At 62.7% G+C, this 15120-nt stretch carries 8 protein-coding genes; 3 read left to right on the forward strand and 5 right to left on the reverse strand.

Annotation, left to right across the window (positions count from 1 at the left end; translation table 11 throughout):
* Positions 1 to 83 precede the first annotated feature (83 nt).
* Positions 84 to 1244, forward strand: a complete 1161-nt coding sequence (locus AC3WJB_RS08420; RefSeq protein WP_492680540.1) for an acyl-CoA dehydrogenase family protein — start codon at positions 84 to 86, stop codon at positions 1242 to 1244.
* A gap of 136 nt (positions 1245 to 1380) precedes the next feature.
* Here the strand turns inward: AC3WJB_RS08420 and AC3WJB_RS08425 are convergent, their stop codons facing one another.
* Both AC3WJB_RS08425 and AC3WJB_RS08430 read right to left on the reverse strand, forming a co-directional pair.
* Positions 1381 to 4560 carry a multidrug efflux RND transporter permease subunit gene (locus AC3WJB_RS08425; protein WP_492680542.1) on the reverse strand — a complete coding sequence of 1060 codons (3180 nt, stop codon included), beginning with the start codon at positions 4558 to 4560 and terminating at the stop codon, positions 1381 to 1383.
* A 12-nt stretch (positions 4561 to 4572) separates the two neighbouring features.
* Positions 4573 to 5760: an efflux RND transporter periplasmic adaptor subunit gene (locus AC3WJB_RS08430; RefSeq protein ID WP_492680544.1), complete on the reverse strand. Its 1188-nt coding sequence runs from the start codon at positions 5758 to 5760 to the stop codon at positions 4573 to 4575.
* A gap of 498 nt (positions 5761 to 6258) precedes the next feature.
* Here AC3WJB_RS08430 and AC3WJB_RS08435 point away from each other — a divergent pair, with 498 nt between their 5' ends.
* Together AC3WJB_RS08435 and AC3WJB_RS08440 are read left to right on the forward strand one after the other, a co-directional pair.
* Positions 6259 to 8043, forward strand: a complete 1785-nt coding sequence (locus AC3WJB_RS08435) for a carboxylesterase/lipase family protein (RefSeq protein WP_492680546.1) — start codon at positions 6259 to 6261, stop codon at positions 8041 to 8043.
* 114 nt (positions 8044 to 8157) lie between these two features.
* The gene (locus AC3WJB_RS08440; RefSeq protein WP_492680548.1) at positions 8158 to 9273 is read left to right on the forward strand and encodes an alpha/beta hydrolase fold domain-containing protein; all 1116 of its coding nucleotides are present in this window, start codon (positions 8158 to 8160) and stop codon (positions 9271 to 9273) included.
* 93 nt (positions 9274 to 9366) lie between these two features.
* On the opposite strand, the gene AC3WJB_RS08445 is transcribed toward AC3WJB_RS08440, so the two are convergent.
* The 3 genes from AC3WJB_RS08445 to AC3WJB_RS08455 form a co-directional block, all read right to left on the reverse strand.
* The gene (locus AC3WJB_RS08445) at positions 9367 to 10338 is read right to left on the reverse strand and encodes a hypothetical protein (RefSeq protein WP_492680550.1); all 972 of its coding nucleotides are present in this window, start codon (positions 10336 to 10338) and stop codon (positions 9367 to 9369) included.
* Positions 10339 to 10562: 224 nt separating this feature from the next.
* Entirely contained in the window at positions 10563 to 13535 is a 2973-nt protein-coding gene (locus AC3WJB_RS08450; RefSeq protein WP_492680552.1) for a TonB-dependent receptor domain-containing protein, read from the reverse strand.
* 176 nt (positions 13536 to 13711) lie between these two features.
* Positions 13712 to 14827, reverse strand: a complete 1116-nt coding sequence (locus AC3WJB_RS08455; RefSeq protein WP_492680554.1) for an alpha/beta hydrolase fold domain-containing protein — start codon at positions 14825 to 14827, stop codon at positions 13712 to 13714.
* Positions 14828 to 15120: the final 293 nt, after the last annotated feature.

Below are 15120 nucleotides of genomic sequence, written 5' to 3' on the forward strand. Positions count from 1 at the left end.
GCCGCACATGAGTGCGCTTGTCGCGCAAATGCCGCGACGCGCGGGGCCGCTGGCGCGCAGTAGGGTTTTTCCAGGAGAGATGCATGGATTTTGATTTCACCGAGGAGCAGCTGTCGCTGCAATCGATTGCCCGTGATTTCGCGCAGAAGCGTATCGCGCCGGCGGCGGCGGCAATGGACGCCAATGCCGAATTCCCGCTGGAGAACGTCCGCGAGATGGGCAAGCTCGGCTTGATGGGTATCGAGGTACCGGAAAGCTATGGTGGCCCCGGCCTCGATCCGATCGCCTACGTGCTCGCGATGATCGAAATTGCGGCAGCCGACGCGGCTACGGCGACGGTCATGTCGGTGAACAATTCGCTGTTTTGCAACGCCATCCTGAGACACGGGAGTGAAGAACAGAAGCAGACCTTCGTGCGTGCCGTGGCGACGGGGGAGGCCATTGGTGCCTATGCGCTCACTGAAGCGCAATCGGGCTCCGACGCTTCGGCCATGCACACGCGGGCCGTGCGCAACGGGCAGGGCGACTGGGTGATCAGCGGCAAGAAGATGTGGATCACCTCCGGGCCGGTGGCGCGCTACCTGGTGTTGTTTGCGCTGACCACGCCAGGCATCGGCGCCAAGGGAATTTCCGCCTTCGTCATCGATACCAGCCTGCCGGGCTTCCATGCCGGAAAAATCGAGCACAAGCTCGGCATTCGTGCCTCGAGCACCTGCGAAATCGAATTCAACGATTACATCTGCCCGCAGGCAAACCTGCTTGGTCCCGTGGGCAAGGGGTTTTCCATCGCCATGGGTGTCCTCGATGCCGGGCGCATCGGCATTGCCTCGCAGGCGCTGGGCATCGGCCGCGCGGCCTACGAGGCGTCACTCGCCTGGGTGCGCGAGCGCAAGGCCTTTGGCCGTCCCATCGGTACATTCCAGATGACCCAGGCCAAGATTGCGGACATGAAGTGCAAGCTCGATGCCGCCTGGCTGCTCACCATGCGCGCCGCCTGGACCAAGGCCAGGGTCGAGCATAACGGTGGCCGCTTCGGCACCGAAGCGGCGATGGCCAAGCTGGTTGCCTCCGAGGCGGCCATGTGGATCACCCATCAGGCGGTGCAGATCCATGGCGGCATGGGCTATTCGAGCGAGATGCCCATCGAGCGCTACTTCCGCGACGCCAAGATCACCGAGATCTACGAAGGCACCAGCGAAATCCAGCGCCTGGTCATTGCCCGCGCCGAGACCGGCCTGCGCTAACCGCGCGCCATGGTCATGGCTGCGGTCGTGGTTGTGGGAGCCCGCCTGCGACCGCAGGGAGTTCCTTGTGGGCGGGCGATGCTCTTGATCTGCCGACGCGGCAGCGTAAACACTAGGGCGACGCCCGCGAGCGAGGTCAACGGCCGCGGCGCGGGTCGGAATCGAAGGCAAGCGTGCCTGCGGCCGAGTCTTCGCTGCCGGGCGGTTCGTGGTCCAGCTTGTCGCCGAGCAGGCGGCGCACCACGATGTAGAACACCGGGATCAGCAGCACGCCGAGGAAGGTCGCAAACAACATGCCGCCGATCACTCCGGTGCCAATCGCATGGCGTGCGTTGGCGCCCGCGCCGGTGGAGATGAAGAGCGGAAACACACCCAGGATGAACGCCAGCGAGGTCATCAGGATGGGCCGCAGGCGCAACCGTGCGGCGTCGACCGTGGCCTCGCGCAGGGATCGCCCGGCCTTCTGCTCGTCGACCGCGAACTCCACGATCAGGATCGCGTTCTTGGCCGCCAGGCCGATCACGGTGATCAGGCCGATCTTGAAGTACACATCGTTCGGCAGGCCGCGCAGCAGGGCAAAGGTCACTGCACCGAGAAAGGCCAGGGGCACGATCAGCATCACCGAGACCGGGATTGACCAGCTCTCGTACAACGCCGCCAGCGCCAGGAACACGATGAACAGGGACAGCACCATCAGCAGCGTGGCCGAGTTGCCGGACAGTACCTGTTCGTAGGACTGCCCGGTCCAGTCGAAGGCGAAGCCGTGGGGCAGGTTGGCCTCGACCAGTTTTTCCATCTGGTCCATGGCTTCGCCCGAGGCGTAGCCTGGCGCCGGCGTGCCCACGATCTCCACCGCGGCGAAACCGTTGTAACGGTTGAGCGATGGGGTGGACATGTGCCAGCTGGCGTGCACCACGTTGGCCAATGGGATCATGGCCGGGGTCCCATCCGCATTGGTTGCCGTTGCGCTGGGCGTATAAAAGTGCTGCAGCGATTCCTGTCCCATGCGGTACTTGGCGTCGGCCTGCATCATGACGCGCTTGACGCGGCCGGCATAATTGAAGTCGTTGACGTAGGCCGGTGCCAGCATCAGGCCCAGTGCGTTGTATACGTCGCTTACCGACAAGCCCATCGTCTGTGCCTGGGTACGGTCCACGTCCAGGTTGAGTTGCGGGGCGTCGTCCAAACCGTTTTGGCGCACCTGGGTCAGTACCTTGTCGGCACGGGCTTTGCCGAGCAAGGTGTCACGTGCCGCAGACAAGGCCTCGCGGCCCGCGCCGCCGCGGTCCTGCAGGTACATGTCGAAGCCGCCGAACTGGCCCAGGCCCTGTACGGTCGGCACGTTCATCACCACGACCTTCGCACCGCGGATCTGGGCGAGCTCGCGATTGGCGCGTTGGATGAACTGCTCGGCCGACACGTCGCGGTCGGCATAATCCTTGAGGTGGATCCAGGTCATGCCGGTGTTTTCGCCCGAGCCCATGAAGCTGAAGCCGACGATCTGGAACAGGCCGGCAACGGCGTTGTCGGCGTGCAGGATATTGCGCATCTGCGCCATCACCTCGATCGAGCGTTGCTTGGTTGCCCCGGGTGGCAGCTGGATGCTGGCCATGGCGTAGCCTTGGTCCTCCTCCGGCAGGAAGCTCCCCGGCAGGCGCGTGAACAGCAGGCCGCCGAGCGCCGAAATCACCACGAACATCACCATCCACCGCGGCGCATGGCGAACCGCGTTGCCGACGTGACCCACATACGTGTGGGTGATCCGGGCGAACGCCGAATTGAACCAGCGGAACGCCACGTTCTTGCGCTCTGTATGCATGGGCTGCAGGAAGCTCGCGCACAGCGCCGGCGTGAACGACAGGGCGAGAAAGGCCGAGAAGCCCATCGACATGGCGATGGTGAGCGCGAACTGCTTGTAGATCACTCCGCTCGACCCTGGCTGCAACGCCGAGGGAATGAATACCGCCGCCAGCACGACGCTGATTGCCACCACCGCGCTGGTGATTTGACCCATGCCTTTGCGCGTGGCCTCCTTTGGCGGCAGGCCTTCCTCGCGCATGATGCGCTCGACGTTCTCGATGACCACGATGGCGTCGTCGACCACGATGCCGATGGCGAGCACCATGCCAAACAAGGTCAGCTGGTTGATGGTGAAGCCGAGCACCAGCATGCCGAGGAAGGTGCCGAGCAAGGCCACCGGTATCACCAGCGTTGGAATGATGGTGGCGCGGATGTTCTGCAGGAACAGCAGCATCACCAGGAACACCAGGAAGATGGCTTCGATCAAGGTGTGCGTGACCTCGGTGATCGAGGTCTTGACGAACGTGGTGGTGTCGTAGGGGCTGAACCAGGTCACGCCTTCGGGGAAGCTCGGCGCCAGCTCGTCCATCTTTGCGCGGACGGCGGTGACCACGTTCAACGCGTTCGCGCCGGGCAACAGGTTGATCGAGAACGCGCCGATCGGCTTGCCGTCGTACTCGGTGTTGAAGCCGTAGTTGTTTGGGCCGAACGCGATGCGCGCGACGTCGCCCAGCTTTACGGTGGTGCCGTCGGGATTGGCGCGCAGGATGATGTCGGCGAATTGCCCGGGGGTGGTGAAGCGCCCCTCGGTTGACACGAGGGCGGTGAAGCCCTGACCGGGCACTGCCGGATCGGCGCCCAATGCGCCGGCGGCGAACTGCACGTTTTGCGCCTGGACTGCATTGAGGACTTGCGTGGCCGACAACCCGTAGCCGTGCAGCTTGTCCGGATCGAGCCAGATGCGCATGGCGTATTCGGCGCCGAACTGCCGGGTGCTGCCGACGCCGGGCACGCGCGCGATCTGGTCGAGTACGCTTGACCCGACGATGTCGTTCAGGCGGTCACGGTCGATCGCGGGGTTGTCCGAACGCAAAGCGACGGCCATCAGGGTGCTGTTGTTGGCCTTGTTGACGGTGACGCCCTGCCGCACCACTTCCTCAGGCAGCTGTGGGGTCGCGCGCTGGACCTGGTTCTGCACCTGCACCTGGGCAATGTCCGGGTTGGTGCCGGCGGCGAAGGTGAGCGAAATGTTCACGCGCCCGGTCGCGCTGGATGACGAATTGAAATACAGCAGATTGTCGATGCCCGTCAGCTGCTGCTCGATCACTTGGGTGACCGTCTTCTCCGTGGTCTCAGCGTTGGCACCCGGATACCTGGCGTTGATCACGACCTCGGGTGGCGCGATCGACGGATAGGATTGCACCCCAAGATTCAGGATGGCGAGTACGCCACCCAGCGAGATGAGAATGGCGACGACCCACGCGAAGATCGGTCGATCGATGAAAAAATTGGGCATGCGGGCGCTCCGTCACCTGGCGCCGGCGGCGCCGGACGCACTGCCGGCAGCGGCCGGCTTGGCGGCAGGTGGCTGCCACGGCATAGCCTTGACCTCCTGGCCTACGCGAACGTTCTGCAATCCGGAAACGATCACGCGGTCGCCAGTGACAAGCCCTTGGGTAATGATCCAGTCATTGCCCTGCATCGTGCCGGTGGTCACATCCTTGCGCACCACCTTGCCGGCCTGGCCGACGACAAACACGAAAGCGCCGACGGTATCGCGCTGCACCGCCTGCTGCGGCAGTACGAAGACATCATGTTGCTGGCCCAGATGCACTTCCATGGTGACGTACATGCCCGGCAACAGACGCAGTTGCGGGTTGGGCACCAAGGCACGAAGGTTCACCGCACCAGTGGCCGGATTGACCGAGGTGTCGGAAAAATCCAGTACCCCGGGCACGGGATACGGGCTGCCGTCCGGCAAGGCGATGGCGACGCTGGCTTTGGCGGTCGGCGCCAGCGTGACGTTGCCCTCACCTTGGGCGCGCCGCATGCGTTCCAGGTCGATGACGCTCATGGTGAAATTGACGTACAACTGGTCGATCTGGTCGACCGTGGTCAGCAGCGTGGCGCTGCCACTACCCACCAGCGCGCCTTCGGTGACCTGCTGCTGGCCTGCGCGTCCGGCAATGGGCGAGGTGACGTTGGCGTAGCCCAGGTTGATGCGGGCCGATTGCATGTTGGCCTTGGCGGCCTGCACGGCTGCCGCGGCGGTACGCTCGGCGGCCAGTGCATTGTCGAGGGCCGCCTTGGAAACGTAGCCTTGCGGCGCGAGGTTGCGCGAGCGATCAGCAGTGACCTTGGCGTTGGTGTAGCTCGCCTCGGCCTGGGCCAGCGCCGCTGCACTGGCGGCCAGCGCCGCCTGCAGCGGCGCGGGGTCGATGCGGAACAGCAACTGGCTTTTTTTCACCATGCTGCCCTCGTCGTATACGCGCTGCAGCAGGACGCCCGCCACCCGCGCGCGGACGTCCGCGCTGCGGTAGGGCGACAGGCGTCCCACCACGGCCTGGGTCAAGGGCGAGTCCTGCGAGCGCACCTGCAGCACCTCGACTTGCGGCGTCGGTTGCTGCTCGGTGGCGTTCTGCACCTTGTTGCCGCATGCGGCCAAGACCAGCAAGCCAAATCCCAGCAGTGTGGCCCGCAATAGCAAAAGTTTCATCGAAGCTCCATGTGCAATCGCAACGGCGCTGCAGTGCCGGACTCGCCGTCGACAGCGGCGCAACCCACCCAGCCGCGCTGTCAGCTCCGGGGGCCCGGGCAGGACAGGCTACGCAAGCTTGGCAGGCCAGGTACACCAGAGCAGGGGCAATTGCGATAAACGCGCGACAAGGTAAACAGCTGACACCGTCTTGCAGTACCGCCTAGTTTACAATTTGTTGACGTTTGGAATCCAGAGTTGACCCAGGTATACGGCGATGACGCGCATCTGGAGGCCCCGCCCAGGCATGCATGTCCGCGGCTTTGGCGCCGCGGTTTTACGGTGTTTGCGTTTCGAGGTTTGACCCGGCGAAAGGAGAGGCCGACGCGGGCGACCAACCACCGTGTATTGGATCCACGGGCGGCTCCGGTCTTCGTTTCAAGAGAGCCGCGTCGCCGCTGGTCGCTTCGTTGTCAACGCACGAACTAGTTCGTATACTCGAAGCTAGGGAGTGTCTTGGTGCCCTGGGGCCTTTCACTTGTGAGTGTTCGAACCAATCCCGATTGGCTGGAGGCAACGATGGGTCGGATAGCCGCGCTGCGCGTCTGCTTTAACCGGATGAAGTGGCAGTCACACGTGTTTGGATATATGGCGGCGATTGGTGTCGCCTGCCTGGTGGCGGCACCAGCCCATGCGCAAGTCGCTGAACCGATCCCTGGGGATCCGGTACGGATCGATACCGGACTGGTGAGCGGCACCTTGCTCCCTTCCGGGGTAAAGGCCTATCTCGGACTCCGCTTCGCACAGCCACCTACCGACGAGCGCCGCTGGAAGGCACCGCAGCCGCTTGCAGCGTGGAAGGGGGTCTATCACGCCGATCGCAAGATGCCCGAATGCATCCAGGTTCTGCGCCCGCACAACATCAACCATTATTTTGGTGAAGAGGCGACCAGCGAAGACTGCCTCTTCATGAATATCTGGGTGCCCGCAAACGCCAAGGCCGGCGACAAGCTGCCGGTGGTGGTATTCATCTACGGCGGTGCGTTTACGGTGGGCTCGAGCGGGATGGCTTCCTACGGCGGTGAAAATGTCGCGCGCTCGGGTGCGATCTTCGTGAACTTCAATTATCGGCTTGGCTTGTTGGGCTTCATGGCTGACCCGGCTCTCACTGCCGAATCACCGCAACACTCATCCGGAAACTATGGGTTCCTGGACCAGATTGCGGCCCTGGAATGGATTCACCGGAATATTGCCGCCTTTGGTGGTGACCCCGCGAAGGTGATCATCAGCGGCCAGTCGGCCGGATCGATGTCGGTGTCATTGCTGCAGGCAAGCCCACTTGCGAAAGGTTTGTTCCGCGGGGTCGTTGGCATGAGTGGCAGCCTATGGATGAGGCCTGATGGCGGCATCCCGACCTTGGCTGAGGCGGAGAAGACCGGCACCGAAGTGGCAAGGGCGCTGAATGTGAGTGGTATCGCGGCGCTGCGCGCGGTGCCTGCAGATCGATTGCTGGCGTTGCAGGAAGACTGCCAGATGGGCTGCAGTGCGGGCACGATCAGGGTGGGCGGGGCCAACATTGATGGCTATGTGCTGCCGGCGACACCTGCCGAGTTGTTTGCGCAGCACAGGCAAAGCAACGTACCGGTCGTAACCGGCTTTACCCACGACGAAGCCAGGGGCTTCAATCACAATGATCTGAACAAGGTGCAGACCTTGAGTGAGTTCAAGGCTGCGGTAAACAAGTTGTATGGCGCCAAGGCGGCCGAGGTCTTGCGGCTCTATCCGGCAACGACGGACGCCCAGGCCAACGCGATGGCGGCTGCCGCGGTGCGTGACGCCGGCTGGCCTGCGCAAGCGGCATGGCAGTGGGCCAAGGAGCAGAGCAAGATCGGGGGCGCACCAGTCTACGTCTACGAGTTTTCCCGCGTGCAGCCGTTCAACCCGGCCGTGGAGATCGCCGATCATCCGGAGCGTATTGGCGCATACCACAGTTCGGACGTGCCCTATTGGTTCCAGACGCTCGACTCATTGAACATGTTCCGCCCGACCCGGCTGTGGACAAACTCCGATCGTGAACTTGCGCGCAACATGACATCGATGTTGATCGCCTTCGCGCAGACAGGTGACCCGTCGAGCGGGGCTATCAAATGGCCGGCCTGGGAACCTTCGACGCCGCGATTGTTGGATATCGGCAGCGATGGCGACTCCTTCAAGGTCGAGCCGATGGATCGTGCGCGACTGGATTTCCAGGCTGTGAGCGCGCCATCGACACAGTCGTCAAAGAAGCCGCGGGTTCGTGATTGAAGAACCTGCCGGCCCCCCAAGACTTGACTGATCAGCGTCTGACGCTGACGTGCGGGTCATACCCATGGATACACCAGCCTGATATCAGGCGGTCCACGACGCAGGAGACTGTTGATGAAGATACCGTTGGTATTGACGACCGGTTTTGCAATGGTTGGGCTGTCACTTCTCGTCGGTTCGTCGGTGAGCGCCGCGACGCCCACCAGCCCTGGCGAGCGGGTGGCTGATCAGGCCCGGATCGGCGATTCAGTGCGTGCCGTTGGCCTCGACTCCCTGTCGGATCTTTCGGTCAAGTATCCGGGCGGGGTTACCGGCTATCCGGACGTCGTGTACCAGACTTTGCTGGGTTACCGGCCGATGACGCTGGACTTGTTCCTGCCACCGCCATCATTCGCCAAGAAGGGCCCGAGACCCTGGATCATGTATATCCATGGTGGTGGTTGGGCGTTCGGTGGCAAGCGCCGCAGTGCGGCGTATCTCGATTGGCCCAAGGTGCTGGCGTCGATTGCCGCGGAGGGCTTCGTGGTCACCTCGGTGAGCTACCGGTTCTCCAAGGAGGCGCCGTCGCCCGCTGCGATCCAGGACGTCAAGGCGGCGATTCGCTGGTTGCGTGTCAACGCCGCGAAGTACCATCTCGATCCGGACCGCGGGATGACCTGGGGGCAATCCGCGGGTGGGCAGCTGGCTGCACTGGCGGCTGTGACTTGCGGAGTGAAGGCGCTCGATCCACCCGAACGTGTCGATCCCAACGCGCCCAATGTCGAGGTCAGTGCCTCGGCGCCGAAGGGTGCAGATGAGGTTTCCGATTGCGTCCAGGGCGCAGTGGCATGGTTTGGCGAATACGATTTCGCCGTGTCCTACAAGGAGCGCAAGGCGCCTGCGAACGCTGGTCAGCCTGACATGATGTCGCTGTTCCTGGGTTGCCACGGCGCGTGCACAGCCGAGCAACTGCGTCGTCCCTCGCCAATCACCTACGTTGATTCCAAGGATCCACCGATCCTGCTGATGCACGGCACCGACGACACCACCGTCGATCCGGCCCAGTCGAAAGCGTTTGAGGCTGCGTTGCAAAAAGCTGGCGTGCGGACAAAGCTGGTGATGTTGCATGGCGTGGGCCACAGCTGGATCGGCAAAACGCCCGACGCGACCCATCACGCCAGCAAGGTCGCGCTGCAGCAATCGATCGAGTTCTTTGAATCGGTCATTGGTGACAGCGCGACGAGGAAGTAAGGCTCGAGCGCGACTGGTCCGCGCGTCACCGCTTGCCGGCCGGCACTGGAAACATGCATACCAGTGCTGCCGCGCAACACAAGTCTGCAACTGCTAAGGCCGTATGGGGAGGCTCGCGTGCAGCCAGGGCAAGCTGCGGTACGCAACGCAATCGGATTGATACGAACCGACCCAAAGCTGGTCACCGATCAGGATGGCCGTGGACGCCCCGTTGAACACTGGATCGGGCGACGCGTAGGCAACGATGTCGAATTTCATCGTTTCGGGATCGAGCTCGGCAACCACCGTGCCACGGTGGCACAGCATGGCATCCGCCTTGCCATCGACGACCTTGCGGGTACCGCCACATGCCGGCTCGTCGTATTTCATGCCGGCAGTAAGCAGGCGTCCGTGATCCCAATGGATGTTGTCCGGCATGAAGCCGGGGGCGACGGCCTGCACCGGCGGAGCCGACGGATTTGTCCTGGAGTAGCGCAGGATCGCGTGGCGGCCAAAGGCCACGACAAAGAAACCGCTGTCGTCAGCCGCGGTTTCGAGTCCGTTGTTGCCGGGCAGCCCGGTACCCGGTAGCAACTTGTAGCCGCTCTCGCCGGGCCTCCACTCATAGACGCCGCCGGTGTTCTTGCCTTCGACAAAATCGGCGTATGTGTCGCCTGGGTGTACCAGTACGGTAAACAGGATCGTGCCGTCCGAGTAAGTGGCCACCGCGTTGATGGCCGCCAGCTTCGCCGGCAGGTCCAAGCAACCGCGCCAGGTCAGGGTGGGCACGTCGGGCCGGCCATCGACATCGAACACCTCGATGCTGTTGCGTCCACCGTGATTGACGACATAGAGCGTGTACTGCCCCAGGCCCCGGCTGCGCAGGCTGATCCCTTGTGCGTTGAACAGTCTCGGATCGGGCGCCGATGGACAGCCGGGGAAGCGCTGTCGGTCCGGATGAACCTGATCCGCAGTCCGTGTATAGGCACGGGTAAAGTTGTGCGCCTTGGTGTCGAGCAGGGCGATGCCGGCGCCAGGGCTGAAGCCGCTGGTGATGACCCAGCGGGTATCGCCGATCTGCGCCATGTCCTCTGGGTGAGCCTGCCCACAGACCAGTTTGAAGCCAGAGGGGCTTGGACAGCCGCTCCCCTCGCTCGGCTGCGGACGATCGACCGGGACAGGAAGCGGTGCAGCGCGCGAGAGCGGGGCAAGGAGCAGACATGCGGCTACGGCGGCGGGCAAGACCCTCATCGGCTTCTCTTTTGGCAAAGCCGGGTGGCGGACGTCAGGCCACCACCCGACCGGAGAGATCACATCGTGGAGAACTTCAAGCCGATGTAGTAAGTGCGACCTACCGGGTTGTAGAGCGACGGGTCGGTGCTCCATTGCGAGCTCGATACGGTCACTGCACCCTTGTTTGTCAGATCGTTGATGCCTGCGCGAATCTGGAAGTTGTCACCCAACCAGTACGTGCCGTAAAGGTCGTAAGTGTTGTACGTCGGCGTCCCTGGCGCGGGCGTCTTGGGCGTGGTGACGCTGGTCACATCCTGCATGGCACCGAGGTAATGCCAACGGACGCCAACCGTCAAGTCCTGATTGCGATATCCCAGGGTCGTCATTGCCTTCCAGCGTGGATGCGCGTTGCCGACCGAAATGGTGTTGATGAACTCCTGGTCAGCAGAACCAGGCAGGGTTTGGATCTTGAACGAATGGGCGTAACTGACGTAGCTGCTCAGGAACAGGGCGCCTGCGGCATTCATGCCCAGGCTGGAAAGGCTCGGTGCCCAATTGAACTGAAGATCCACGCCATCCGTCTTGAGGCTACCCAGATTCAGATATGGCGTTTCCACCAGTTGCAACTGGCCGTTCACATCACGATGGAGAAGATCGCAGAACACGTTGCCTGGTGCATAGCTCGGATTGGAGCCGTCCAGGTTGTAGCACTTGCTCAGCGTGGTCAGGCCTGGAACCACCGAAATGACGTTGCTGATGTCGATGTTGTAGTAGTCAACCGAAGCCGTCATGGTGGAGAACAACGCAGAATCGGAATTGGACATCCACTGGAAGCCTGCGTTGTACGTATTGGCTGTTTCAGGGCTGAGGTTGGGGTTGCCGCTCTGCACGCCAGCGACAGCCGTAGTCGGGAAGATGTAACTGTCGATAACCGACGCCGGGATGCCCTGGGTCATGCACAGTTGACGCACGCTGGCTCCGCCGGCGCCCGTCCTTGCCGGAGAACGGATGTCGCAGGGATCACCGATGGTCGCTGGCGGGGTGCCGAAGGGAACCTGCACGCCCTGCGCTGCAGCGAACAGTTCGCCGATATTGGGGGCGCGGACGGCGCGCTGGTAGCCGCCCCGGATCAGGAGCGAGTCCACGGGGCGCCATTTCAAGTCCGCCTCATAGGCGTTCACGCCACCGGAGGTGTTGTAATCGGAGCGGCGGTACGCCGCGCCGAGATTGAGGCTCTTGGCGAACGGCAGGTCAGCCAACAATGGGACGTCCACCTGGACCGCGCCTTCCTTCACATTGACGTTGCCGTGAGCCGGCGCCGCGGCAATGACCGCTTCGATGTCCTGTGCCGCGAGCGAGGTGTCGGGCGCATATACGTAGGTGTTGCGGCGGGCGTCAGCCAGCAAGGCCAGCTTGACCGGCCCGGCTGGCAGGTCGAACAGGGAGCCGGTGACAGAGCCCTGTACGATATTCTGCGTCAGTTTTTCCTGGCTATGCGCCGTGGTGGTCATGTACGCGAGGCACGCCGGAGAGATATTCGTGCTGTTGACGATCCCGAACGGGTTGAAGCCGCCGGCGCAAATCGAATTGCCGCCATCGGGTGCGTTCAACAGGTTCTGGACCCGACTTTTCAGTACCGAGTTGCCGAGGGACTGGTCGTGACTGGTGGAGTCGTGCGACACATAGACATCGTAGGTCCAATCCTTGAAGGGTAGCGTGCCCTTGCCCCCGACCAAATATTGCGCCGTCGTGTACAAGTCGTCCGAGTTCTTGTAGGGCACCCCGACATAGCGCCCGTTCCATGTGAAGGCGGCGTCCGGATTGGGCCGTGAAGCCAACAGTGTCCTTAGATCGGCCGGGATGAACGGGTTGGTGGTCGGGATCGTTGTGAGCTTCCCGAATTGGGTCAAGCTGCCGCCACTCTCGCTGAAGATATCCGAGTTGACGTACATGAACTGACCGTACAAGGTAAAGCTTGGCGTGAGGTCATAATCAAACTTGCTGAATGCCTGCTTGCGCCTGACCGGGCTGCCGATGATGAATTGCGGCCCGACCGGCATGCGGACATTCCCGCCCAATACAGCGTACGCACCCGACCTGGGGCCAAGATAATTCTTGGCGCCCGTCTGGGTGAACAAGGTGCCGTTGTCGTTGAAGCCAAGATTCAGCGTATTTGAAACCGGGGCAAACGGTCCATAGCTGGCGAACAGCGAGTTGACGGCAGTGGCGCTGGGCAAGTTCGTCGCAGACGGAACGAAGGTTCCTGGGCCGATGTACGACGATGGCGTGACCAGATCGAAGAAGCTGCGGCGCGAGCCCTGGAGGGCTTGGCCGTCGGTGTAACCGAGTGACAGCAGCATATGGCCCTTGCCACCGTCGAAAGCGGAACCCAATGCGACCGACGCCGCCCGCTGTGCAAAGTCGCTCTTCGTGGAGTTGCCGTACTGTACGTCTCCCTTGATCCCGTCGAAGTAAGGAATCGTGTGGAAGTTGACGACGCCCGACATGGCATCCGATCCATAAATGGCGGAGGCCCCGCCCGTGATCGTGTCCACGTCTCCGACCGCTGCCTCCGGTATAAGGTTGATCGCCACGGCGCCTGAACTGCTCGCCAGCGGCAGCCGGCGTCCATCGAGAAGCACGAGGTTGCGGTTTGCGCCCAACCCGCGCAGGTTGACCGTTTCGATGCCGCCACCACCGCCCAGGAATACGCTGGATGTCGCGTTGAACTGTGGCAGTTGATTGATGACTCCGACCGTTGAGGTGTCACCAGTCGATTCCTTGAGAGACGACATGTCGATGGTGACGATCGGGCTGGAGGAGACTGCATTGGGAATGGGGATCAAGGATCCGGTGACCACGACAGCCTTGAGCGCGGTGGCTGCACTCGAGGCAGGGGCAGGCGTTGCTTGGTCCTGCGCAAACGCCGGCGTGGCGATGCCGGCGCTTGCAGCCAGGCCAACCAGGATCGCCGCCACGAAGGGTCGAATTTGCAGCGTGGCAGGCATTTCGGCACGATGTCGGATGCAGTTCTGGGCTTGTGAACTCATAAGATCTCCAGGAAATCCCCAAGTGATTGGTCGAGGCGGCGGACACTCGCCGACATGGCCTTGGCGTGCGTGCCAAGTAAGCGTAATCGGACTATACGGACCAGTTCGTACATGTCAATGTGCGACGCAACAATGCTTGGCGTGGCTGCCGACGGTGGCCACGCCTTTGGTGCGAGCTATTTCTTTATGGCGGAGTCGCCGATGACCGACTCGAAGAAATCGATCGACTGCTGGAGCGCGGTCTTGCTTGCGCGCTGGGTGGCTTCGGTGGTCTTGCCGATCCAGCTATGACCGACCCCAGGCAGCATGACCAACTTGGTGTGCACGCCTGCCTTGCGCAGTGCCGCCTCAAATTCCCTCGACTGCTCGGGGTTGACCGTGGTGTCATCGGTGCCAGCCATCAGGAGGATCGGCGGATCAGAGGCGTCGACGTAGGTGATGGGTGAGGGGCGCCGCAGTTGTTCTGGCGTGCACGGTCCGTGGCAGCCCAGGAACGTCGACACGGGGGTGGGCTCGGACGGGCTTCCCGCCTTCTTGGCCTCGGCGTATGACGTCGTAAAGTTGTATCCGCCATACCAACCGACAGCGCCTTGGACGCAGTCCGAAACCTCATCCGCACCCTTCGGCGCCGAAGCACTCACTTCGACGTTCGGCGCATTGGGTGTGGAGCGCACGGGTGGATCCAACGCCGTCACGCCGCACGAGACTGCGGCCAGCGCAGCGAGCTGTCCTCCGGCGGATTGACCCCACGTCATCGCGCGATTGGGATCGAGGTGGTACTTCGTCGCATTTACGCGCAGCCAACGGATCGCCGCCTTGACGTCCTGGATTGCCGCGGGTGAGGGAGCCTCACTCGAAAAGCGGTAGCTGACCGCGGCGACCGCGAATCCGTGTGCCGCGATCGACGCCAGCACGGTGGGCCAGTCCACGAATGCACCCATGAGCCGTTTGCTGCCCCATGCCCAGCCACCGCCGTGGATGTATACGATCCACGGCCGGGGGCGGGCGTCCTTGTAGGACGCCGGCGGCAGGTACAGGTCGAGCAGCATTGGCCGGTAGCCACTCAGCGTCTGGTAAGTCAGGTCGGGATAGACCGTGGCGCCGTTGGCGAACTTGATCGGCTTTCCACTCAGCGCGTCGGCACCCGCGTCGCGAACCGATCCGGCCACCTGGGCCTGGTCCGCGATCTGTGCACCGATCGTCGCCCCTGGGGCGGCGGCCGCGGAAGAATTGATGGAGGTGGCGAGCCCGGCGCAGGCAAGACTTGTGGCCAGTGCGATTGAAACTCTCATAAGGTCTCCCGTATCAGCAGCCGGTCAAGGCTGGATCGACGCATGGTGGCGCTCCATGAACGCGCGTTTTCAGCCAGGAATGCTGCCCCTCGAAAGCAATGGCTGTGCCGTTAGGGAAGGTCTGAATAATTGCCGTCATCCCCGCGAGGCGCTCTTCAACAGCCGAAGGCTGGTCAAGCGGGGATCCAGTGAGGTTACGTTGTTGAAATCAAAGACACTGGATGACCAGACATTCGTCTGTTGAAAAGCGCCTCCCGCTTTCGCGGGAATGACGATCAAGAGCGAATTGTTCA

Source organism: Rhodanobacter sp. FW510-R10, assembly GCF_058781105.1.

Excerpts from the sequence above, each read along its gene's own strand:
- AC3WJB_RS08445 (WP_492680550.1), bottom strand. The coding sequence starts at position 10,338 with ATGGCGCAGATCGGCGATACCCGCTGGGTCATCACCAGCGGCTTCAGC.
- AC3WJB_RS08425 (WP_492680542.1), bottom strand. The coding sequence starts at position 4,560 with ATGCCCAATTTTTTCATCGATCGACCGATCTTCGCGTGGGTCGTCGCC.
- AC3WJB_RS08450 (WP_492680552.1), bottom strand. The coding sequence starts at position 13,535 with ATGAGTTCACAAGCCCAGAACTGCATCCGACATCGTGCCGAAATGCCT.
- AC3WJB_RS08420 (WP_492680540.1), top strand. The coding sequence starts at position 84 with ATGGATTTTGATTTCACCGAGGAGCAGCTGTCGCTGCAATCGATTGCC.
- AC3WJB_RS08430 (WP_492680544.1), bottom strand. The coding sequence starts at position 5,760 with ATGAAACTTTTGCTATTGCGGGCCACACTGCTGGGATTTGGCTTGCTG.
- AC3WJB_RS08440 (WP_492680548.1), top strand. The coding sequence starts at position 8,158 with ATGAAGATACCGTTGGTATTGACGACCGGTTTTGCAATGGTTGGGCTG.
- AC3WJB_RS08455 (WP_492680554.1), bottom strand. The coding sequence starts at position 14,827 with ATGAGAGTTTCAATCGCACTGGCCACAAGTCTTGCCTGCGCCGGGCTC.